Annotated in this window: 16 protein-coding genes and 1 pseudogene; 5 read left to right on the top strand and 12 right to left on the bottom strand. The window is 43.3% G+C overall.

From position 1 onward, the window contains the following. Positions 1-172: 172 nt before the first annotated feature. Positions 173-1,147 (bottom strand): annotated as a pseudogene (locus COT43_12210) (hypothetical protein). A gap of 584 nt (positions 1,148-1,731) precedes the next feature. Between COT43_12210 and COT43_12205 the strand changes: the two are divergent. The 3 genes from COT43_12205 (at position 1,732) to COT43_12195 (ending at position 3,883) form a co-directional block, all read left to right on the top strand. Next, positions 1,732-2,085: a hypothetical protein gene (locus COT43_12205; protein PIS27120.1), complete on the top strand. Its 354-nt coding sequence runs from the start codon at positions 1,732-1,734 to the stop codon at positions 2,083-2,085. Further along, positions 2,075-2,404, top strand: coding sequence for a hypothetical protein (locus COT43_12200; protein PIS27119.1), 330 nt, complete (start codon positions 2,075-2,077; stop codon positions 2,402-2,404). Before COT43_12205 ends, COT43_12200 begins: the two co-directional genes overlap by 11 nt. A 483-nt stretch (positions 2,405-2,887) precedes the next feature. Then, on the top strand, positions 2,888-3,883 hold the full coding sequence (locus tag COT43_12195; GenBank protein PIS27118.1) for a haloacid dehalogenase: 996 nt from the start codon (positions 2,888-2,890) through the stop codon (positions 3,881-3,883). A 287-nt stretch (positions 3,884-4,170) separates the two neighbouring features. On the opposite strand, the gene COT43_12190 is transcribed toward COT43_12195, so the two are convergent. The 6 genes from COT43_12190 to COT43_12165 are packed head-to-tail and all read right to left on the bottom strand — an operon-like array spanning position 4,171 to position 11,954. Beyond that, positions 4,171-6,612 (bottom strand): hypothetical protein, encoded by a 2,442-nt coding sequence (locus tag COT43_12190; GenBank protein ID PIS27117.1) that lies wholly within the window; start codon positions 6,610-6,612, stop codon positions 4,171-4,173. Positions 6,613-6,630: 18 nt separating this feature from the next. Beyond that, entirely contained in the window at positions 6,631-7,896 is a 1,266-nt protein-coding gene (locus COT43_12185; protein PIS27134.1) for a C4-dicarboxylate ABC transporter, read from the bottom strand. A 5-nt stretch (positions 7,897-7,901) separates the two neighbouring features. Continuing rightward, a complete protein-coding gene (locus COT43_12180; GenBank protein ID PIS27116.1) occupies positions 7,902-8,396 on the bottom strand; it encodes a hypothetical protein in 495 nt (164 codons plus the stop codon). Then, on the bottom strand, positions 8,368-9,435 hold the full coding sequence (locus COT43_12175; GenBank protein PIS27115.1) for an ABC transporter substrate-binding protein: 1,068 nt from the start codon (positions 9,433-9,435) through the stop codon (positions 8,368-8,370). Before COT43_12175 ends, COT43_12180 begins: the two co-directional genes overlap by 29 nt. Before the next feature lie 7 nt (positions 9,436-9,442). Then, positions 9,443-10,360 carry a hypothetical protein gene (locus COT43_12170; protein ID PIS27114.1) on the bottom strand — a complete coding sequence of 306 codons (918 nt, stop codon included), beginning with the start codon at positions 10,358-10,360 and terminating at the stop codon, positions 9,443-9,445. Next, positions 10,323-11,954, bottom strand: coding sequence for a hypothetical protein (locus tag COT43_12165; GenBank protein PIS27113.1), 1,632 nt, complete (start codon positions 11,952-11,954; stop codon positions 10,323-10,325). The genes COT43_12170 and COT43_12165 overlap by 38 nt, the downstream gene beginning before the upstream one ends. A gap of 158 nt (positions 11,955-12,112) precedes the next feature. On the opposite strand from COT43_12165, the gene COT43_12160 reads away from it, so the two are divergent. Both COT43_12160 and COT43_12155 read left to right on the top strand, forming a co-directional pair. Further along, complete coding sequence (locus COT43_12160) at positions 12,113-15,094, top strand: xanthan lyase (GenBank protein PIS27112.1); 2,982 nt, start codon at positions 12,113-12,115, stop codon at positions 15,092-15,094. A 75-nt stretch (positions 15,095-15,169) separates the two neighbouring features. Beyond that, positions 15,170-16,399 (top strand): MFS transporter, encoded by a 1,230-nt coding sequence (locus COT43_12155; GenBank protein ID PIS27111.1) that lies wholly within the window; start codon positions 15,170-15,172, stop codon positions 16,397-16,399. Between the two features lie 63 nt (positions 16,400-16,462). On the opposite strand, the gene COT43_12150 is transcribed toward COT43_12155, so the two are convergent. The 5 genes from COT43_12150 to COT43_12130 form a co-directional block, all read right to left on the bottom strand. Beyond that, on the bottom strand, positions 16,463-17,074 hold the full coding sequence (locus COT43_12150) for an iron-sulfur cluster assembly scaffold protein (GenBank protein PIS27110.1): 612 nt from the start codon (positions 17,072-17,074) through the stop codon (positions 16,463-16,465). A gap of 2 nt (positions 17,075-17,076) precedes the next feature. Beyond that, entirely contained in the window at positions 17,077-18,267 is a 1,191-nt protein-coding gene (locus COT43_12145) for a cysteine desulfurase NifS (GenBank protein PIS27109.1), read from the bottom strand. Positions 18,268-18,383: 116 nt separating this feature from the next. Then, entirely contained in the window at positions 18,384-20,246 is a 1,863-nt protein-coding gene (locus tag COT43_12140) for a hydrogenase (GenBank protein PIS27133.1), read from the bottom strand. 81 nt (positions 20,247-20,327) lie between these two features. Next, a complete protein-coding gene (locus COT43_12135; protein PIS27108.1) occupies positions 20,328-22,031 on the bottom strand; it encodes an NADH-quinone oxidoreductase subunit NuoE in 1,704 nt (567 codons plus the stop codon). Between the two features lie 12 nt (positions 22,032-22,043). Next, on the bottom strand, positions 22,044-22,415 hold the full coding sequence (locus COT43_12130) for a response regulator (GenBank protein PIS27107.1): 372 nt from the start codon (positions 22,413-22,415) through the stop codon (positions 22,044-22,046). Positions 22,416-22,421: the final 6 nt, after the last annotated feature.

Genomic DNA, 22,421 nt, shown 5'->3' with positions numbered 1-22,421 from the left:
CTGCGGAATTTGTGCAGTCGTGTTTGATACGCCCGCTCTTCTTCTCTCTGCTTGCCTGCCTGTTCGGCAGACAGGCACTCGGTGATGTCTCGGCCGAAGTTAATAGTTCTGGTGATAATACCCTCGTCATTTTTTGGTAGTGTAAGACAAAGTGTATAAACTGCATTTGAATTTAGACATAATTTTTCAAAATATCTTCAAAATAAATTGAAAGTTGCAAATTAATAATTCCCCAATCCGGGTAAGCCATCGTCCACTTTTTTTCAATATCCCGCACCGCCAGAAAAACCAATTTGAGCAGCGCATCTTCTGTTGGAAAGACTGAGCGTGTTTTGGTCACTTTACGTATGCCCCGGTTAAAACTCTACATGGGATTGGTCGTATAGATCAGTTTCCGGATGGCTGGCGGAAATTTGTAAAAGGTCGATAATTCCGCCCAATTCTTCCGCCAGGATTTGGCAATATGGGGATATTTCGAGTCCCATTTCTCCTCGAATGCAGACAACTCCGATTCGGCCTGTTCAGGGGTCACTGCACTATAGATTTTCTTCAAATCAGCAGCCACTGCTTTGCGTTCTTTCCTCCGAAGGAGTTCCCATGGAACAGGGTACAAACTTAAGCGAATTGCGGATCTGGTGAACGATACATTTCTGGATTTCGGCTTTTGGGAAAGCCGTCGCGATAGCGTCCGATATGCCCGTCAGATTATCTACCGCAAAGATCAGGATGTCCTCAACTCCGCGGTTCTTTAATTCGTTCATCACCGTCAACCCGAATGTCGCGGGTGCTCATCCCTTTATCCGGCAGTTGCCGGACTGATGACTTTCATCTCTAACCCCGATATATCCGTCTGGCGCTTCCGTACGATCTCCGGATCAAATGCCCCCAGCCGATCCCGAGGCGGAGATAACTCAATCTCACCCAGGTGGCTCTTAACCGTCTTCTTCCCATGACCGTTCCGGTAATTGCCACCCTTTTCCCCTCCTTGAGCATGACGTTCATACCCCAGGTGGGCCGTCAACCCCCCTTCGTATATCGTATCTATCATCTCCTTCGTCAGATCTCGCAGTAAAGCCTGCAAATCCTCCGTCGTCTTGATGTCATTGGCCATTATCATCTGCTGAAGTGCCTTCTTGTCAATTTCCATGTGTAATTCCTCCAATTTTCTTGCATTAACTTAATCCCTATTTCGAAGGTTTACACACTTTATCTTACAGTCTCAGTTGAGCAAGTGTTCAAACGACCTGGACAAATGTTCAAATGATTTAGATACTTTATAAAATGATCTGAACATTTATCAAAATGACTTGAATGATTATCCGTGCCGTTTGGCAGAATCCGGAAAAGACGGATAACCTCATGCCATTCAGTTACATAAAGAGATTGAGCGCCCGATGAGATTGACGCAAAGGTTGCGTGTCAGGTATAACTTATTCAATAAAATAAATCCCGTAAAGTAACATGAAAATAGCCCACGATTTCAATCGTGGGAACATAGAATTACAAATGTTAATCTACGTCCCGTAAGGACGGATGAATCGAGACATCAATCGATCCATTCAATCGTCCCTACGGGACGGATTGTTACATATGTTATCGTTTCCCGGCAATGAATTGCCGCGTTATTATCGGATGTCCCTTCGGGACAAATAAAAAAAACGTATTTTTATTGATTATAATCCCGTAGGGATTGTGTGAAAATAGCCCACGATCTCAATTGTGAGGAAACGTTTGACATTTAAAAAACCTTGTGATAACGGGCCTATCTGTTTATTTTATACCATGTTCAATAAAGATGATATATTATCGATTTTAAAAAACAATTCAGAAATTCTGAGACGTGATTATCATGTTCAGAAAATCGGTTTGTTTGGCTCCTGCGCCCGAAATGAACAGAGATCCGGTAGCGATGTTGATATTTTGGTTGAATTTGATTTTTCCATAGAGAATATATTTGAAGTGAAATCAAAACTACGGAAATATTTATCAGAGCAATTTGGATGCGAAGTTGATCTCTGCAGAATCAAATATCTTAAACCCTATGCCAGGGAAATCGTTCTAAGGGAAGCGATTTATGCCGTTTAAAGATCGTTTAAATATTATATCGATAATAGAGTCGATCGAAAAGATATTTGAGTACACAAAAGGGTATGAAGATGCCGATCAATTTTATCAGAACTCGCGTGATTTCGATGCCGTTTTGATGAATTTCATTATCATTGGTGAAATGGTCAATCGTCTTTCGGAGGAATTCCTCGAAGATCAACGACAGATAAACTGGAGCAAAATCAGAGGATTCCGAAATATCGTCGCTCATGATTATTTTGGGATCGATGCTGAAGAGGTCTGGGATATTATCCAAAATCATCTGCCTCCATTTTTGATTGAATTGAAGAATCTTTAATAATTGATTAACAAATCGAGACATCGATCGATCCATTCAATCGTCCCTACGGGACGGATTGTTACATATGTTATCGTTTCCCGGCAATGAATTGCCGGGTTATTGTCATATGTCCCTTCGGGACAAATGAAAATAAAAACGCGTTTTCACTGATCATAATCCTGTAGGGATAAATGAAAATAGCCCGCGATTTTAATCGTGGGAACATGGAATTACAAATGTTAATACACGTCCCGTAAGGACGGATGAATCGAGACATCAATTGACCCATTCAATCGTCCCTCCGGGACATTTTTTAAACAATAAAAATCCAGTTGGAATAAATGAATTTGCTCGTCATAATGATCTTTGGAAATATAATATTTGATTGACTTTTAACTATTTCTTGGTTACAATGGACACGTTTTTGGGTTGGTTGAATGAATTAAGGTAATTGAATTTGAACTGAATGGTTGATCTGATATATAAAAGTTAGGTTATCAAATGGTTGAAAATAAGGATGTATTAAATCTGCCCGGATTGGGTAAAATTCTAATGAATAATGGGATGAAACGATTGGTTGCTACGTCGGATGGAACATTTCATGTCGGAAAAGATGATGTTCAGTCGATCATCTCAACAGGCGACGGCAAAGTCGAGTTCGTCAGTTTTCCTGAAAAGACGCTTGCCTGCGTGTTGTCTGCGATGGGTTATCCAGCTTACTATCCGGTTCTTGATGTAGAAATTAAAAAGCCCGTAAAGGCTGTTTTAATGGACTTAGATGGCACCAGTGTGAAAAGTGAAGGGTTCTGGGTGTGGATCATTCAGCAAAGCATCTCAAGCCTTTTGGGAAATCCGAAGTTTGAACTGAGTGAAAGCGATTTGCCGTATGTTTCCGGACACAGCGTTTCGGAACATTTACAACACTGCATCGCGAAGTATTGTCCTGATAAAACCGTTGAGGATGCGAGAGTTTTTTATTTTGAACATACTAGGCGGGAAATGAAAGCGATTCTGGATGGAAATGGTAGAGTGGGAGCCTTTACGCCGCGTGCCGGATTGAAAGAATTTCTCTTGAAGTTGAAAGAACAAAAGATCAAGATCGGTTTGGTGACTTCCGGCTTGTACGAAAAGGCTTATCCGGAGATTTTGTCGGCTTTCAGAACTCTCGATATGGGAGATCCGGCGGAATTTTATGATGTGATTATTACAGCGGGTTTTCCTTTAAAAAAAGGTTCGGTCGGTACGCTGGGTGAATTGTCGCCGAAGCCGCATCCGTGGCTTTATGCGGAAGTTAGTCGAGTCGGTTTGGGAATTCCGTTCAGCGAACGACATCATGTTGTAGGAATAGAAGACAGCGGCGCTGGAATTGTTTCCATCAGATTAGCAGGTTTTAGTGCAATCGGTATTTCGGATGGAAATATTGAAGATAGCAGGGCGAAGGCGCTTTGCAATCATTATTGTCGGGACTTGGATGAGGTTCTTCGCGTTTTATTGTGAGTTACAGAACCGCTAATTAACGCGAATGAACGCGAAAAATGCTGTAGATAAAACGCGTAGCGACGAAGAATCGTGGACAAGTAACGAGCAATCTCACTTGGGAGTGTTCAATATAAACAATAAAGATTCCCCGCAAGCGGGATTTCCACTTCGTTCCAACTTCGCCACGATTTTTCTTTTACACTAATCTTTAGTGTCAATTCTTGTTTGAGTTAGTGTTTCTTTATGCGATTTTCTCTGTGGCTCAGAATGAAAGGAGAGGAGTGAGTCTTTTTTTTCTGCCCGAATTAACCTTCGATGCTTTTCATCACATTGATCAATTGATTGATGTCATACGGTTTGGCAACGACGCCGCAGAATCCATAATCTTTGTAATGCGCCATTAACGGGTCATTCGAATATCCACTGGACACTATCGCTTTAATATTCGGATCGATCTTCAAAAGATGACCGATGGTTTCCTTTCCGCCCATTCCGCCCGGAATTGTCAAATCCAAAATTACCGCATGAAAAGGCTGACCGGAATGCATTGCGTCTTGATATTTTTGAATTGCCTGATCGCCGTTTTCTGCGAAATCCACGTGAAATCCAAGACCGGACAAAATCGAACCGAGCAAATCCCGAACGTAATCTTCATCATCCATCACGAGTATATTGCCGGTTCCTCTAAAATCAGTCGCGGATGATGTTTCTTTTGTAGTTGCCTCTTTTTCGGAAGCGGGGAGAAGAATTGTGAAAACGGCTCCTTTACCAATTTCAGAATCGACTGTTATCGCTCCGTTGTGATTCTTAATGATCGAATAAGTCGTTGCAAGACCTAAACCGCTACCTTTCGATTTGGTCGTAAAGTAAGGATCGAATATTTTTTGTAGATATTCCCTTTGAATCCCTATTCCGGAGTCTTTAAAGATTATGCGGATATATTTACCTGCAGGCAATGCGTACTTGGTTTCTTCGAGGATCGTATTTTCTGCAAAAATCTCAATAATTCCACCTGTAGGCATAGCCTGATCGGCATTGATCACGAGATTGGAAATTACCTGATTCATCTGAGATTCATCCACTTCGACCGTCCAAAGATCGTGTGGAATGGAAAAAACAGATCGCGCTTTTGAACCGCTGAGCGAGAGTGTAACTGTTTCCTGCAAAAGATTTCCGATAGCGATCGGTTTGCGAATCGGCTGACCGCCCTTTGAAAATGTTAGTAACTTTTGAATGAGATCTCTGGCGCGTAAAGACGCAATTTCGGAATTTGTCAGATATTTAACGATTTTACTATCGGGATTGATTAGAGACTTGGAAAGTGAAATATTTCCCAGAATAATCGTCAGGATGTTATTGAAATCGTGCGCAATGCCGCCGGCAAGAATACCAAGCGATTCGATTTTTCTCGCTCTCAATGCTTCTTCTTCAGCAAGTTTTTGATCGGTGATGAATCGTTTGACGCCGACGAGTCCGATAACTGCGCCATGAATATTTTTCATGAGTATTTTGGATGTCGCGGTCCATCCTAATTTGTTGTCTTTTCCGATATACGAACTTTCGACATTGAGCATTGGTTTTTGGGTTCTGAAAATGGTTTGTTCTTCATCCCAGAATATCTTTGCTCGTTCTGGGGGGAAGAGATCGAAATCGGTTTTCCCGACAATTTCCTCGCTTGTTGAAAATCCGTGCCCTTTTAAAACGGCTTGGTTAACAAGGATGAATCGAGAATGAATATCTTTGACGAATATTTCATCCGGGATGTTATCGATAACCAGCCGAAGAAGAATTTTTTCTTCGGCGAGTTTACCTTCGATCTTCTTTCGCTCTACAATCTCTTTAGTTAAATCTTCGGTGGCTTTTTTGACTTTTGTTCTTAAAGTCGATGTCCATACATGAGTTCCGAACAGAGTTGCGCTCATCAAAACAAAAGCGGCAATTAAGATATAAAATAAGGTCATTTTCAGTTTGCTAATATCCGCTTTGCCGAACCAGTGGTCGTATATCATGTAATATTCGCCGGTCGATTTGATAATTTTCAGCCCTCCGTCCAAACGTTTAAGAAGAATAGAGTCGCCTTCAGCGACGGCAAAACAATATCTGACATTATAAAATGAAGCGCCAGCAACGGTGAGATTCGTTATCTTTTTTAAATTAAGATAATATAACCCCTGCATTTCGGCAATCAGTGCGCAGTCGTGTTTTCCAGAAGCGAGCAAATCCAGCGCCTGCTCCGGATTTTCAACGGTGACAATTTTACAGTCAAATTTCCGATTCAGTAGATAATCGTGCATGATGTCGTCTTTTTGGACGATGACCGATTTTCCGACTAAGTCTTTTGGAGATTGAATCGCCGTATTGTCCGTTCGCACAAATATTGTATGAGATACAGTTGTATGCGGATCGGAATAATCGAACACTTTATCGCGTTCTCTTGAATAGAACATTCCTTCGAGGATGTCAATTTTGCGATTTTCCAGTGCAAAACGTGCATTGCTCCATGATTGCAATTGAATGTCGATTCGGATGTGGGCGGCTTTGGCGACTGCTCGCATAACATCAACGACGTAACCTTCCGGTTCGTTTTTTTCGTTTAAATATTCGTATGGCGGAAATTTGTGATCGCCCCCGACATAGTATATTCGGCTATCAGAAGAGGGAATTTCCTGAGAAAGACCGATATGACTTAGAACGATGGTTGAGACCCAAAGTACAAAAGCATAAGAAAAAGTAAACTTATTCGACAAAACAGATCTCTCCTTTTGTTATTTTAAAGCCTGAACAAGCCAGAGACTAAGACCCGGAATATAGGTAATGAGAATCAGCGCAACCAGCATCAGCAGAAGGAAAGGAACGCTCACGCGATAAAGTTCCAGGATTGATTTTTTGAACCGGAAACTGGAGATGAACAAATTTAATCCGATTGGCGGCGTAATGTAGCCGATTTCCAGATTGGTCAAAAAAATGATGCCGAGATGCACAGGATCGATCTGATAACTCAATGCGATTGGCACGATCAACGGCACGACGATAATAATCGCCGAAAAAATGTCCAGCAATGCGCCGGTAATCAGCAGGAAAATATTCAGAGCGATGAGAAATACGAATTTGGAATGAATGACTTCTTGAATAGCAGTTAGTAGGTTTTGCGGAATTTGTGCATCGATCAGGTAAGCCGTCAATCCCATCGCCGCGCTGAGAATGATTAAGATTCCGCCGACCAGTTGTGTTCCGTCTCTTGCGATCCTCACTAAATCCTTGCGGACGGAAAGGTCGCGATACAGAAAAAACTCCGCGATGAAGACATAAAAAGCCATTACCGCCGCCGCTTCGACCGCTGTAAAAATTCCACCGTAAATTCCGCCAAGTATGATGATTGGAATCGGCAATTCCCATCGGGCGGCTATTGTTGTTTGGATGAGCGATCTGATGGAAAATTTCTTTCGAATAGTCGGGCTGATGATATCCTGCTTCGCGGCGTAGAGAGAAAGAATCAGGATGAGCAGAGTTCCCGGTAAAATGCCCGCCAGAAAAAGTTGATCGATGGAAACCGACGCGACGACGCCGTAAAGAATTAATGGTAAACTTGGGGCAAAAAGCAAGCCGAGACTACCGGAGGCGGTGACCAATCCCAGCGAGAATTTTTCCGTATAATTATGCTTGCGTAAAATGGGATATATCAATCCGCCGATGGCGATGATTGTAATTCCCGAAGCGCCGGTAAAACAGGTGAACAACGCGCAAGTGATCAGTGAAACGATCGCGACTCCGCCCGGCGCCCAACCGAACAGAGAATCGGCGAGGTTCAACAATCGTCTTGGCGCTTTGCTTTCCGCTAAGATAAATCCGGCAAAAGTGAAGAGTGGAATTGCTAATAGTGTCGGCGCGGAGGCGATGCGGTAGAGTTCGACGATGACGACAGTTGGATCGATTCCCGACGACAAAAACAGAAGAACCGAGGAAATGCTGATTGCGGCAAAGAGCGGAAGTCCGGCAATAACAAGAAGAACGATAATTCCTGTGAAGATCAGTCCGTTCATGAATCCGCCTTTTGACTTTTATCGAGCAATCTCATTGGAAACGAAATTGCCAGTAGAAAGAAACCGATAGGAATGATGATTTCGATAAGCCACGCCGGACAAAATCCGGCGATGAGGGATTTCATTTGGATTTCCAAGATAATAAACTCGGTAGAATACCATGTCATTACCAGACAAATTATTGCGGCGGAAATGGTAAGCGTCCAATCCAGAATTTTCTTTCCTTTACCTTTTGCAAACCGAGGAAGAATGTCAATGGAAATGTGTTTCCCATGAAGCGTTGTCAGCGCCGCTCCGATAAATGCGATCCACAGAACGCCGTTTCGCATAAACTCGTCCGCCGCATCCATGCTGGCGCCGAACAGATTCCGTAACATGACTTGTAAAAATGAAAACAAGACGAGCGATAACATCAGAAATATCGCCATTCCTGTCAGAAATTTGTCAATGGTTTTCCGGATTTTAGTGATCATGCTTCGTCCGATATTCATCGAGAAGAGCGAGGACTTGTTTCAACAGTTCCTGAGAATAGAGAGAGCCGACGAGTTTTTCACGCGTCTGTCTTCCGATCTCATCGAATTCTGCGATCGTTTTCTTGTCGTTGACGGTCGTCAAATGAATGCCGGATTTCTGAAGAGCTTGGATGGAAGCGAGATTATCTTTACGGCTTTGGATGACGATTTTTAGCATGTTATTTTTAGTCATTTCGACGAAAACTCCGCGTAGATTCTCCGGGATGGAATTCAGTTTTTTCGTGGTGATGAGAATTGCGCCGACGGAATTGGTCAGCGGATAATTCAACATGTATTTTGTTTTGGTAAACCATTGCAAAGCCAGCACGCCGTAAGGCGAGATGTAAACGCCATCGACCAATCCCGTTTGCAGGGAAGTATAAACGTCGGTGATGTCTAACGGAACAGATTGGATTTTCATCACGTCAAAAGTCGCCTTTGCCAGCGGATCGCCTTTCCATAGCCACATCTTGATTTTTCGGAAATCCTCCGGCTTGGCGATCGGCGTCTTGGTAAACGTGTAAACGAATCCGACTTCCGCCCAACCAACGAGAAAGAATCCTTTTTTGATGAATTTTTGCTGAAACTCTTTAAACAGAGCCGTGTAAACGTAATCGACTTCCTCGCTGGTGCGAAACAGAAAAGGAAGATCGAGAATGCGAACTTCCGGGACAATCTCTCCAAGTCCAACGCCGGTAAAAGTTCCGACATCGATTTGTCCAAGCCGCATCTTCCGTAAAACGTCTTTTTCGCCGCCCTGAACCGCATTCGGATAAATCTTAAACTGAATCTGTCCGTTTGTAGATAGACTCAAATCTTTTTCGAAAGCGCGAAACTCTTTCATCCAACTTGATCCTTCGGGAGCGACCGTCGCAACTTTGACAATATGGGGCGCTTGCGGATAAACCGGATCAGCCAGAAATGAACCAATCAAAATTGAAACGCTGATCAGGATTTCTTTGGATAAAGCCACAGATTTACCTCCTTTAAAATGTGTTTGTCGCGGATAGATAGTCATTATTTTCTCATTCTCCAGTATCGAATAAATCCGCTTCCATAAGCCGGAGTTTTGCCGCCTTTTCTTTTGCGAGTGCGTTCATCAGTCGAATGTCTGGGCGCGCGTCAATGTCCGCCTGATCAATTTCAGTCAAAAGGGATTCAAACAGTTTTCGATCCTGCATTTGAACGGCGTAATACTTTGCCATAAAAAATTGGCTCATAAGGAATGAATTGCCGTTAAGTTCATTGTTTCTCTCGAAAAATTGCCTTCCTTTTTCGGGATTTCCGCCAAGAAAGGGTGGACGTGCGGCATAAAAGCATCCGTAAAAAAGATCGACGCCGGCGAAGTTGTAACTTTCGTCTAATTCCATGACGCGCCGCATGATCATCTCGACTTTCGATAGATGAACGATCGTCATCGGATCGTCAAGATGTTGCAGGATAAATTGTCCCCAGTTGTATCCAATCCAAAAAAGCGCCGGAACGTCGTCTTGGGTAAAGTTCGGTAAAAGGTTTTCCAACTGATCGATAGTTATCTGTTCGTTGAATCTTTTTTTCGGCGGAAGCGAGCGAAAGGAATACGCCAATCCGCGCTTGTATAGAGCCGATGCGCGTTCCGGATTTTCGTCTTCGACAAAAGCCATAGAGTACGCGCCGAATGTCTGTGCCGCTAACAAATTCATCTGCGTATTCGAAGTGTCTTTGGAAGCCAGTATTTCAATCATTTTCAGATTGCTCGCGAGGAAATTCTCGGCCAATTCAAGATCGCCTTCTGAATAGACCGATTGAATGCCGCTTTCCATGAACCCTCCGGCGGCGTTTATGACAATTCGATTCAAACTACAGGCAGAGTGAATCGTGATTCCTAAGCAGGCAAAAACCAGTAAGATGGAAGTTTTCAAGAGACTAACGCGCATATTTATGTTGCCTTTGTTCTTCTTCATCTGCCATCGAAATGGCGATTCTACCGACCCAGATTTCAAAATCCGAGCGAACCGGAAGAAAAGTGCGATCGTCGCGAAACCAGCCACGGAATTTTCCGGTAAGTCCAACGATTCCTTTGTAGTAGTTTTCGCCGGAAATGACCAAAGCGTTTTCCGTTTTGTTCCGAACGGCGACAGGTTCTTTTCTATTTTCATAGTTGATATCCGTTATGACGAAATTCTCGTCGATGATGGTCATAACGCGCTCTTTGCGTTTTTCCTTGACGACCTGTCGTGAATAAAAAAGGATGGAAGTCCCGTCGATTGTATTTTCAGGTAAATATTTTTCGAGTATTTGAATATGTCCGTCTTCTTCGATTGACCGACAGATGAATTTCCCTGTTTTAGTTTCGAAATCGTAAACTTTATCGCTGACGATATTATTTTCACGAATATGGAGGAAATGCTGGAGAACTTGTTTGGTGCTTTGATCGATAATCGTGATGTAGTCGCTGTGAAGCGATGCAATGAATTCCAGCGCTGGATTTGAATCTAGACTGAAAATAACTTTGTATGCGTCATGATTTTGAAAGCGGAGCGTTTCGGCGACGACCGTTTTCAACTCGCCAACGCGAATGGGTCCCCAATCGACGCAGTAAACGAAGTTTTCGCCGATTGGTAGAAATCGATCGGAAGTGTTTCTTGTTGGAATAGGTTTGAATTGATGCGAGTAAGGTTTCGTAACGCCATTATTTTTCAGCCAGTTCAAAACATTAATATTTTCAGGATGTTTGGGAAAAAGGTAGGAGAAAAGACCAAAATATTTTTTCGCCTCCGTCAGATTGCCTGCTTTTTCCGTTGCCCGCGCAAGTGTTAGAAGGATTTCCGCGTCATAAGAGATTTTCAGGGCATTGGTAAGAACTTCGACAGCGTCTTTAATTTTTCCCTGTTTGATCAGAATTTCGCCGATAAGTGGATATGGCGGCGTGAATTGTTTATTTTCCGAAACAGCGTCTTTCAACACTTCTAACGGTTCTTTTAATTGATTTCGCTTTGCAAGATGATAGCAAAGATAGAAAAGCGGAATTTCAGGATGCGGGTGATTTTTAGCGGCGGCGCGAAGATAAATGGTTCCAGCCCGAATGTTCCCGCGTTGAAACTCGATTTGTCCTTTTAAAAGAAGCGCCGGTCCGTAATTTGGATCGATTTGAAGCGCCCGATTGACGAATTTATCTGAAGATGATAAATCAGACTCGATAAACCGGATTGTCGCCGCATTCGTCAGCGGGATTTGTTTTTGAGCGGAAGTTTCGGATTCTTTCAGATAGAGTTCGAAAGATTCTTGGCGCTGATTTAACAACCATGCACGTTGAGCGGCTGAAAAATTTGCCAGCGGCGTATCGACGATTGCCGGCAAAAGATTCGCTCGCAGAGCGAGTAGTAAACAAAGGATTAGAGTTTTTTTCATGAACATACTCTTCTTAAGAAATGTCAATAAAGCTAACAGAAATTTATACGCTTTATCCATGAAATCAAATAGTTTATCATAAATTAAAAAAACGGTCCGATGATGAGTCGAAATATACATGCGATAATGAATAATCGCTTCCCCCAATTCACTTCGTTTTGGGGAAACGCCAAAATTTTAGTGATACGGGAATTCTCATTCTTGAATATCAAAGTTTAAAGCCGTAACTTCGCCAGAGTTATTTGTAAAGGATGAGGCAATCCAAGTTGAAGAAGAGATTATTTGTTCTTTTTATAGCAAGTTTATTGTTTATTTCCAACTGTGCTACGGTAGCATTACAATCCCGGGGTCCACGCTATATTCCCAAAACGAACGCTGAAAAAACGGTCATGAAGAAGACAGAACAATTTCTCCGCGTTTGTATACGGGAAAAGAAGCCGCTGAGTTTATCGCCTCAAACAAGGATCCGGAATATTGTCGTTGATTCACAGAAAAAGCACATCGACATTTATTTTAATTCTGATTTTTCCATTATTCCGCTCAGGGAAGAAAATACGAAAGCCGCTTATTCCTTCCTGAAAAAGAAGTTGGGCAAGCGGTTTAAAAATTATTCGCTCACGCTTTTTACATTGGATCGTCCGATAGAAGATCTCGTTCCAAACTTTTATAGAACGAATCTGTCGAATTATGACATTACTCGTTTGCCGAAGACAGGGAAGAAGGCTGTTTCTGTCATTAAAAACTTGAGCAAGCCGGTTCATCCTGAAAACGGTTTAGTAAACCATAATATCGCGCTCTGGAATAGTCACGGCTGGTATTATAGCCTTGATACAGATCGTTGGGAATGGCAAAGATGCCGACTTTTTCAGACCGTTGAGGATTTATTGCCGACCGCTTTTGTCTTGCCTTATATAATACCGATGTTAGAAAATGCGGGCGCCAATGTTTTCGTCCCACGAGAACGAGACATTCAAACGAATGAAGTTATCATCGATAATGATTCGCCGGAAAAAATGGGAACTTATCAGGAGAAATTAATCGATCCGAATACTGTCTGGAAAACTGGCGAAACGAAAGGATTTTCCATTGGAGAACCGCCTTACAAGACTGGGATAAATCCCTTTCAGACAGGAAGTTATCGATTGACACCTTCATCAAACAATGGAACCAGTGAAATTCAGTGGATTCCTGAAATTCCGGAGACGGGAGACTATGGGGTGACTATCGCATATTATTCAGATTCAATGAGCGTTTCAGATGCGATTTATACAGTTTATCATTCAGGAGGACAGACACGATTTTCCGTCAATCAACAGATCGGCGGCGGGACGTGGATTTATCTCGGAACGTTTCACTTTCAAAAAGGAGTAAATCCTGAAATTGGCAAAGTGACTCTGACCAACCAAAGTGCCGAATATGGAAAAATCGTCACAGCCGATGCGGTTCGATTTGGCGGCGGAATCGGTAACATTGAGAGATTCGGTAGTGTGAGCGCTCGCCCCAGATTCGAAGAAGGAGCGCGTTATTATCTGCAATATGCCGGAATGCCCGATTCTTTGATTTTTCATTTCCACCATGATTCGGATGATTATGTAGATGATTACCAGTGCCGCGGAGAATGGGTGAATTATCTGAATGGAGCGCCATGCGGTCCAAATAAAAATCAAAATGTAAGAGGATTGGGAATTCCAATTGATTTGTCTTTGGCATTTCATACGGACGCAGGGACAACGACAAGCGACACGGTTGTTGGAACGCTTTCGATCTATAGCATCGAAGATTCGGATTCTTCTCGGGTTTTTCCGGATGGAGTCTCACGTTTAGCTAATAGAGATTTTGCGGATATTTTGCAAACTCAGATTGTTGAGGACATTCGAATGAAATACGATGCTAAATGGAATCGTCGTCAACTTTGGAATCGACAATACAGCGAATCTTATCGCCCGAATATTCCATCTGCGCTTCTGGAACTGTTGTCACATCAGAATTTCTTGGACATGCGATTTGCCAGCGACCCACGATTTCGGTTCGATGTCAGCCGTTCAATTTACAAATCAATGCTGAAATTCATATCAAATCGATATGGTTATCCTTTTGTGGTTCAACCACTTTCGGTTTCTCACTTTCAGGCGGTATTTGGCAGAGCGGGGGAGATTATTTTAAAATGGAAACCAACTACCGATCCGCTCGAACCGACCGCGAATGCTGAAAAATTTGTCGTCTATACTCGGATAAATGACGGCGGATTCGACAATGGTGTTCTGGTCGATCGTCCGCAATTTGTCTTATCAAATTTTCAACAAAACACAGTTTACAGTTTTAAAGTAACGGCGGTTAACAAAGGCGGCGAGAGTTTTCCATCGGAAATCCTATCTGTTTGTCAAGTGAATCGAGATCAAACGCCGGTTCTGATAATTAACGGATTCGACCGGATTTCTGCGCCGGAGAAAATTGTGACCAGTTCGTTTGTCGGGTTTGCTAATTTTCTTGATCAAGGTGTTCCTGATAAATATGCGTTGGATTATACTGGCGCTCAAATCGATTTTATGCCAACATCGCCGTGGTTGACGAACGATCAGCCGGGTTGGGGCGCGAGTCATGCCGATTACGAGACGACTATCGTTCCGGGTAACACATTCGATTTTCCGTTCGTTCATGGACAATCGCTAAAAGCCGCCGGTTATTCGTTTATCTCGGCGAGCGACGAGGCGATCGCGGAAGGCGAACTGGATATTACAAAGTATAAAACCGTCGATCTGATCTTGGGCGAAGAGAAAGAGACGGAATGGCCAAAGCCGTTGAAAGACAAGCAGTTCAAAGCGTTTACGAAAGAACTACAGCAGGAGATTTCCCGCTTTTGTTCAGCAGGCGGGAATCTTTTTCTGTCCGGTGCATACGTCGGAACGGACTTATTCGCAAATCGGAACAGCCAAGATAGTTCCTTCGCCAAAAATGTTTTAAAGTTAAAACTGGTAACTGGACATGCAAGCGCAAACGGAAAAGTTTTTAGCGTTTCATCGGAATTCGGATTATCACCTAAAAGTTTAGCATTCAACACAGGTTATGATCGAATGATTTACACTTGTGAAGCTCCCGATGCGATCGATCCTTCAACACCGGAAGCCAAGACGATTGTTCGGTATCAGGAGAATTCGTTCAGCGCCGGAATCTCGTATAAAGGGAAATATCGCGTCGTTGCATTCGGTTTTCCGTTTGAGACGATTAAAACATTTGAAGAACGCAATCAGGTAATGATGGGAATCATGCGATTCTTTGAGATCAAATAAGGAAAATATTTCGATTGGAATGATGGTAGAGGAAAATGAGCGGTTGATTAGCTTTTAATTGGGGAGGTTTATTTCATGGAACAAGCAAATTTTAAGGTTTATGGTTATCGCTGGATTGTTTTATCTGCATTCATGCTGGTCGTTGCGGTTAACCAGCTTTTATGGATAACATTTGCTCCAATTACGAGCAAAGCCGCTCATTTTTATGGCGTCTCGGATATCAGTATTGGTTTATTATCCATGAGTTTTATGATTGTTTACATCATCATGTCATTTCCTGCTTCCTGGGTTATCGATACTTACGGTATTCGGATCGCCGTTGGAATAGGCGCCGCGCTAACTGGACTTTTCGGTTTATTGCGTGGATTAGAAGCAGAAAATTTCACGCTGGTATTTATTTCTCAGATAGGAATCGCCGTTGGGCAACCGTTCATTCTCAATGCTGTAACGAAAGTTGCGGCTCGCTGGTTTCCGATTCATGAGCGGGCTACCGCGTCAGGATTCGGTACATTAGCGATGTATTTTGGGATATTTCTGGGTCTTGTACTGACGCCCTATCTTGTAATCGGTTTCGGCATTAGCGGTATGCTCGTCATTTATGGGATTATCTCTGCGATTATAGCTGTTGTTTTTCTCGGATTTGTCAAAGAATATCCTCCGACGCCGCCATGTTCTCCCGAACAGGAAGTGAGAACATTGGTTTTAGATGGTCTCAAAGAAACATTAAAAAAGAAAGATTTCATTTTTCTCATGCTCATATTTTTTGTTTGTTTGGGTGTGTTTAATGCCGTGGCGACGTGGATCGAAAATATCGTTGCTCCGAGAGGATTCTCAATTACACAAGCAGGAATTACCGGAGGTTTGATGATTGCGGGCGGTGTCGTCGGGGCAATCGTCGTGCCAACGATTTCAGATCGGTTTCGAAAAAGAATTCCCTTCCTGGTCTTATCTCTGATATTGGCTACGATAGGCTTTGTTGGTATCACTTTTACCACTCATTACGGTCTGCTTCTTCTGTCTGCCTCAATTCTTGGTTTTTTCTTGCTCGGGGCGGGTCCGATTGGATTTCAGTATGGCGCAGAGATTGCATTTCCAGCGCCAGAAGGCACATCCAACGGATTGCTTTTATTGATGGGACAAATTTCAGGGATTTCTTTTATTTTTGGAATGGACATCTTCAAATCTCCTGTGACAGGTTCTATGACTTTGCCTTTAATGGTAATGATCGGGTTAATGGTGGTTAGTCTCGTGATTTCTACAAGACTCAAAGAGTCTGAACTGATAACGGGGAAAGGAAAAGAATAATTACCAAAGATAAATGGAAGTGGAACCGTATAAATTCAGATCAGCCGTTCAAAGGAAAAAGATTTAGTCTTTTTCTGGGGCGAAATGTTTTTGGATGTATTCGCCAAGCAATTGTGTCGCCTCGTCTTTGCATTGTCCGCAGACAGTTCCGAGTTTGGTCATTTCCTGAAGTTCGATGAATGTTCGCGCGCCTTCAAGAACGGCGTTTTCAATTTCCTGATCGGTTACAATCATACATTGGCAAATGATCCGCGCATCTTCGGTCTCGATCTTTTCTTTTTGATCGTTTCGCCGATAATAATCGGTGATGGCGGCTCTCAGCGCTTTGTCGCCGAGGACGGAACAGTGAATTTTATGTGCCGGTAATGATCCAAGTCCTTTTACGACATCTTTGGGCGTGAGATGGTACGCTTCATCCAGTGTCATTCCTTTAATCATTTCAGATAGAACTGACGTGCTGGCAATAGCGCTGGCACATCCATAGGTCCTCCAACGGCAATCTTTAATGATATTTTTTTCTTTATCAATCTGAATCAGCATCATCATCTGGTCGCCGCACTTGACATTACCGGTGATGCCTTTGCCATCATATTGAAAATTTTCTTCATCTTTCAAGATATTTTTTGGATTTAAAAAATGGTCTTTGACAGTATCGGTGTATAACCAATTCGTCATATTCACTTATCATTCCTTCCGTAAATTGTTGACATTGAGCGGACTTTTCGGATAACTTCTTCCAATGTTTTAACGACATAAGGCATTTCTTTTGCCGTATTTTCGCGTCCAAGACTCATACGAACCGAACCGTGGGCGCGTTCTGCCGACAATCCGGTTGCCAATAAAACATGCGACGGGTCGAGTGAACCGGAAGCGCATGCCGAGCCGGTAGAAATTTCAATTCCGGCAAAATCCAGATAAAGAAGGATGGATTCGCCTTCAGCGCCATCGAAAGAAACATTCAGCGTTCCGGACAGACTGTCGGTTGGATGGCCATTAAATTTAATGTCTGGAATATTTTTTTCGATACCGGCGCGAAGGATATTTTTCAATTCCAAGAGGCGTTTTCCTTCAGATTCCATTTCGATTTTCCGCATTTCAATCGCTTTCCCGAATCCGACGATCCCAAGCGTGTTTTCCGTTCCGGCTCGGCGTCCCATTTCCTGATGACCACCACGAATAAGCGGACAAAATGGAATGCCGCGTTTGACGTAGAGCGCTCCGATGCCTTTCGGGCCGTATATTTTATGTCCGGACATTGAGAGAAAATCAACGCCCAATTCTTTTACGTCAACCGGAATCTTACCAACTGTTTGAATGGCATCCGTATGAAAGAGCGCGCCATTTTGATGAGCGATTTCTGCTAAGGTTTTAATATCTTGAATCGTTCCGATTTCGTTGTTAGCCATCATGACAGAAACGAGAGCGACATCGGAAGTTATTTGTTTGCGCAGGTCTTCGGGATCGATTTTTCCAAATTCATCTACATCAAGATAAATGACAGACGCGCCGCGCTCTTTGAGACATTTCGAGGATTCGAGGATGCATGGATGTTCTATTTTGGTTGTAATTACTCCGTTGCGCCATTTACGAGTCTTTCGGCATTTATCCGAAGGACAACTCATAATTGAAAGAACGGTGTTGTTGGCTTCCGAACCTGAACCGACAAAAATTATTTCGTCAGGTCGCGCATTGATGAAAGCGGTAATCTTTTCACGGGCATCTTCGACGCGACGATGCGCTTCTCTGCCATCTGCATGAAGGCTGGACGGATTTCCGTAGATTTCCATCATTTCTACCATCGTCTTTTTTACTTCCGGGTGCAGTGGCGTTGTGGCATTATGGTCAAGATATATCGTTTTTTTGTTCACTAATTCCTCAATTTAAAATATCTATAAACAGTTGTTAAAATTAAGTAAACAAGGGAAAATTAAAAAGAGAAATCCCGAAGATTCGGGCTCGCTCTTTTTAAAACAATTTGAAGACATTATATCAAATTCTTCCCACGAGGAGTATAGGATGTGTGAAGAAGATGATGGCTGAGATGTCCGCACGGTCCGTCTGTTAAAAATTCCTTGTAAATTCTTAGAATTGCAGGATTTTCATATGATTTACGGACACTGCTTCGCTCATCTTCCATGTAGATCGCTTTAGCGCGAGCCGCACGTATCTTTTCGTCCGTTGGAATCGGCATACCACCGCCGCCGAGACATCCACCCGGGCAAGCCATGAATTCAATGAATTGACATTCGCTGAATTTCCCGCCCGCTTTGATGTTTTCCAAAATTTTCTTGGCATTTGCGGTTCCGTGTGCAACGGCGACTTTCAGCGTGACGCCTTTTAGCCAATCCCAATTTGGAATTAAATGCGCCAGAATTTCCGGGACTGGACCGACTTTGGTTATCGGTAGTTCGGCATACTTGATTCCTTCAAATCCACGAACAGGAATAACGTTTGCCTTTTCAAACAAATCTTCGATTTTCTCGCCGGTAACCAGATCATAAACCGTGCGGATCGCGGATTCCATCACACCGCCAGTCGCTCCGAAAATGACGCCCGAACCTGTTTCTTCACCAAACGGATCGTCAAATTCGGATTTTGCCATATTGGGGAGATCGATACCGGCTTCCTTAAACATCTGCGCCAATTCGCGCGTTGTCAAACCGTAGTCAATATCTTTGAAACCTGAGTCGTTCATTTCCGGACGATTGCATTCAAACTTTTTCGCTGTGCATGGCATCAAGGCGACCGTTACAATGTCTGCTGGATCGATGTTGTACATTTTCGCATAGTAAGTTTTAATGACGGCGCCGAACATTTGTTGCGGGCTCTTGGCTGAGGAGACATGGTCTAACATTTCTGGATAAAAATGTTCAATGTATTTCACCCATCCCGGAGAGCAGGAAGTAAACTGTGGGAGAGCTACTTGTTCCTTGGTGACTAAGGATTTATATAGCCTTTTGATGAGTTCCGTGCCTTCTTCGAGAATTGTCAAATCAGCTGCGAAATTCGTGTCGAAAACTTTATCGAATCCACAATAACGCATGGCTGTGTTCATTTCGCGCGTCAATGGGATTCCCGGTTCAAGCCCGAAGCATTCACAAATAGCCGAACGCGGTGCAGGAGCAGTTTGAATGACGACATGTTTTGTTGGGTCGTCGATCGCCGCCCAAATCGCATCGGATGGATCATTAGCATGAAGCGCGCCGGTTGGACAACGATTAATGCATTGTCCGCAATTGATGCAAATCTGTTCCGCCATTGGATTTTCCATAAACGTTCCGATGTGCGTTTCAGTGCCTCGATTGAAAGCCTCGTAAACGCCGACTTCCTGAAGATCAATGCAAGTGCGTACACAACGACGGCATAGAATACATTTATCCATGTCGCGGATGATTGCGTAACTGGAATTGTCACGTCCATAGGTCGGTTTATCGACATGTCCGAAGCGGTAGAAATCGACGCCGTACTCTCTCGCCAACTCTTGAAGTTCGCAGTTGTTGTTACAAACGCATGTATAACATTCTCCATAATGTTTGGAAAGCAAGAGGTCAAGAATGTGTCGTCTTGCCTGACGCACTTTTCGCGTGTGTGTATGAATGACTAATGGCTGGGAGATTGGGTAACTGCAAGACGACTGAAGTGTGCGTTGTCCTTCAATTTCGACGACGCAGATTCGGCAGACGCCGCTAATACATAAGTCTTCATGATAGCAAAGCGTCGGAATGCGGATTCCGATACTTCGAGCCGCCTGAAGTATTGTAGTTCCCATGGGAACTTTGACGTCTATTCCGTCGATAGTGATTTTAATCAGAGCGCCGATAGATTCCATATTTTCCGGAGTTTTCATTGTGGAAGTCGTTGTACTTTTCGGCGCGCGTGAAAGTGTTTGTTCAGTATCCAATTTTTCTAATTCCATAGAATAACCTCATTAATTTATTTCCGGAACGCGACCAAGAATTTCGGATTTAAAATTTTCCATAATTGAAAGGAAGGCATTAGGACTGGATTGTCCGAGACCGCATTTGGATGCCAACTGAATGGTTTCGTCCAATTTCATCAGTTCATTCAGGTAAGTGACCGAACAAATGCCTTTTTCGAGTTTTTCGATCCCATCCAAGAGTTTGACGTTTCCTTCGCGACACGGTGTGCATTGTCCGCAAGATTCCTCAACGAAAAACTCCATGAAATTTTTTGCGACTGCCAGCATGTCCGTATCCGGACCAAAAACGATGATGGAACCGCCGGAGGCAATGTCTTCGAAAGCGATTGATCGATTGAAATCTTTCCTTGCTAAACATTTCCCCGAAGCACCGCCAACTTGTACGGCTTTTGCGTTCTCGCCGCCAACTTCTTTTAATAGTTGCGAAATCATGATGCCAAACGGCAATTCATAAATTCCGGGACGCTCACAATTGCCAGAAACGCTGAATATTTTTGTTCCGCTGGACCTTGCCGTTCCGTGTTCGAGAAACCATTTTGCACCTTTGGAAATGATGATAGCCGCGTCAATAAATGTTTCAACATTATTAACGATTGTCGGATGTTTTTGAAAACCAGTGTCCACAGGAAAGGGCGGACGGTTTCTCGGTTCGCCGCGATAACCTTCTAAGGATTCGATGAGTGCGGTTTCTTCGCCGCAAACATAAGCGCCGGCGCCCATGCGGATTTCGATATCAAAATTAAATTTATCTTTTCCAAGAATATCTTTACCAAGCAAGTTAGTCTTGCGTCGGTTTTCAATTTTTTCCTCTAGATATTTTTTCATGTATTTATATTCGCCACGGAGATAAATAAAACCTTTCTGCGCGCCAATGGCGTATGCGGCAATGGCCATGCCGTCCAGCATGATTTCAATGTGATCATACAGCAAATAGCGGTCTTTGAATGTGCCAGGTTCGCCTTCGTCAGCGTTGCAGACGACGTATTTTTTGTCATCGATAGCCGCACCGGCTAATTGCCATTTGATCGAAGTCGGAAATCCTGCGCCGCCGCGACCTTTCAAATTTGATTCGCGAATGATTGAGATGATTGCCGAACGACTCATTGTCAAAGCAGTTTTCAAAGATTCACTGGGTTGAAGTCCATGGTTCAATATTGGGCCGCTTTTTTGAACATCAGACGGAACGACTTTGGGAAATTCAGATTTAAGGAAATCGCGTCGGCAATCGGCAATGATGGCAGAGGCTTTTTCCGGGGTGACTTTCGAGAATAGGCGGTCATTGATCATCAAAGCCGGTCCCTGATCGCACATTCCGAGACAGTTGGTATATTCTAATGTAAACATGCCGTCGTTGGTCGTTTGCCCGAATTTGATTCCAAGTTCGTTTTCAAATTGACGAGCGACGTTGACCTTTTTGGCTAAATTACAAGAAATTGTTTGACAGAGACGGATGACATATTTCCCCTGTTTTTCCTTTGTTCTCAAGAAACTATAAAAAGAGGCGACGCCTTCAACTTCCGACGGATGAATTCCGAGAGAATGAGCGGTTTCTTGCATAACGATGTAAGGGAGATAGCCGTAGATTTCCTGAAGTTCTTGTAAAATGGGAATAAGAGCCGAGCGGTCTTGCCCATACTTTTCCCTTAGGCATTCAATTTCATGGTTTACTTTCTGACGATCGATAATTTGCATGAAGGACGCTCCTTATTTAAAGAGATGTTCTTTGACTTTGGCGAGTAATCGGTTCGGCATGATTGGTTTTTGCTCGAAATCGTCCACTGGAACCATCTCTGAATCTTTATCAAAAGACATTCCGGTCACTTTTCCGACGCTGGTCAACATCACGATTGGAATATTTGAATCCTGCTTTTTCATATCTTGAGCAAGGACAAATCCGTCGTCCGGGTCTTGCATCATGACGTCCAGCAGTACCAAATCCGGTTTGTATACATCAAACGCTACAAGTCCTTCTTGGCGCGTATGCGCGACTTCAACGTCGTAGCCAGCGCTTTCCAAGATTAAAGTGACAGCCGATACGAAATCCTGATCATCGTCAACTATTAAGATTTTTGCCATAGAATC

The sequence above is a fragment of the Candidatus Marinimicrobia bacterium CG08_land_8_20_14_0_20_45_22 genome (genome assembly GCA_002774355.1).
Taxonomy (GTDB): Bacteria; Fidelibacterota; UBA2242; order UBA2242; family UBA2242; genus 0-14-0-20-45-22.
The sequence above is the reverse complement of the archived record's forward strand: the minus strand, read 5'-3'. Positions and strand labels throughout refer to the sequence as shown.

What these genes read in the sequence shown, in the direction of transcription:
- COT43_12200 (PIS27119.1), top strand. Translation starts at nt 2,075, where the DNA reads ATGCCGTTTAAAGATCGTTTAAATATTATATCGATAATAGAGTCGATC.
- COT43_12195 (PIS27118.1), top strand. Translation starts at nt 2,888, where the DNA reads ATGGTTGAAAATAAGGATGTATTAAATCTGCCCGGATTGGGTAAAATT.
- COT43_12180 (PIS27116.1), bottom strand. Translation starts at nt 8,396, where the DNA reads ATGAATATCGGACGAAGCATGATCACTAAAATCCGGAAAACCATTGAC.
- COT43_12175 (PIS27115.1), bottom strand. Translation starts at nt 9,435, where the DNA reads ATGACTATCTATCCGCGACAAACACATTTTAAAGGAGGTAAATCTGTG.
- COT43_12170 (PIS27114.1), bottom strand. Translation starts at nt 10,360, where the DNA reads ATGAAGAAGAACAAAGGCAACATAAATATGCGCGTTAGTCTCTTGAAA.
- COT43_12155 (PIS27111.1), top strand. Translation starts at nt 15,170, where the DNA reads ATGGAACAAGCAAATTTTAAGGTTTATGGTTATCGCTGGATTGTTTTA.
- COT43_12150 (PIS27110.1), bottom strand. Translation starts at nt 17,074, where the DNA reads ATGACGAATTGGTTATACACCGATACTGTCAAAGACCATTTTTTAAAT.
- COT43_12140 (PIS27133.1), bottom strand. Translation starts at nt 20,246, where the DNA reads ATGAAAACTCCGGAAAATATGGAATCTATCGGCGCTCTGATTAAAATC.
- COT43_12135 (PIS27108.1), bottom strand. Translation starts at nt 22,031, where the DNA reads ATGCAAATTATCGATCGTCAGAAAGTAAACCATGAAATTGAATGCCTA.
- COT43_12130 (PIS27107.1), bottom strand. Translation starts at nt 22,415, where the DNA reads ATGGCAAAAATCTTAATAGTTGACGATGATCAGGATTTCGTATCGGCT.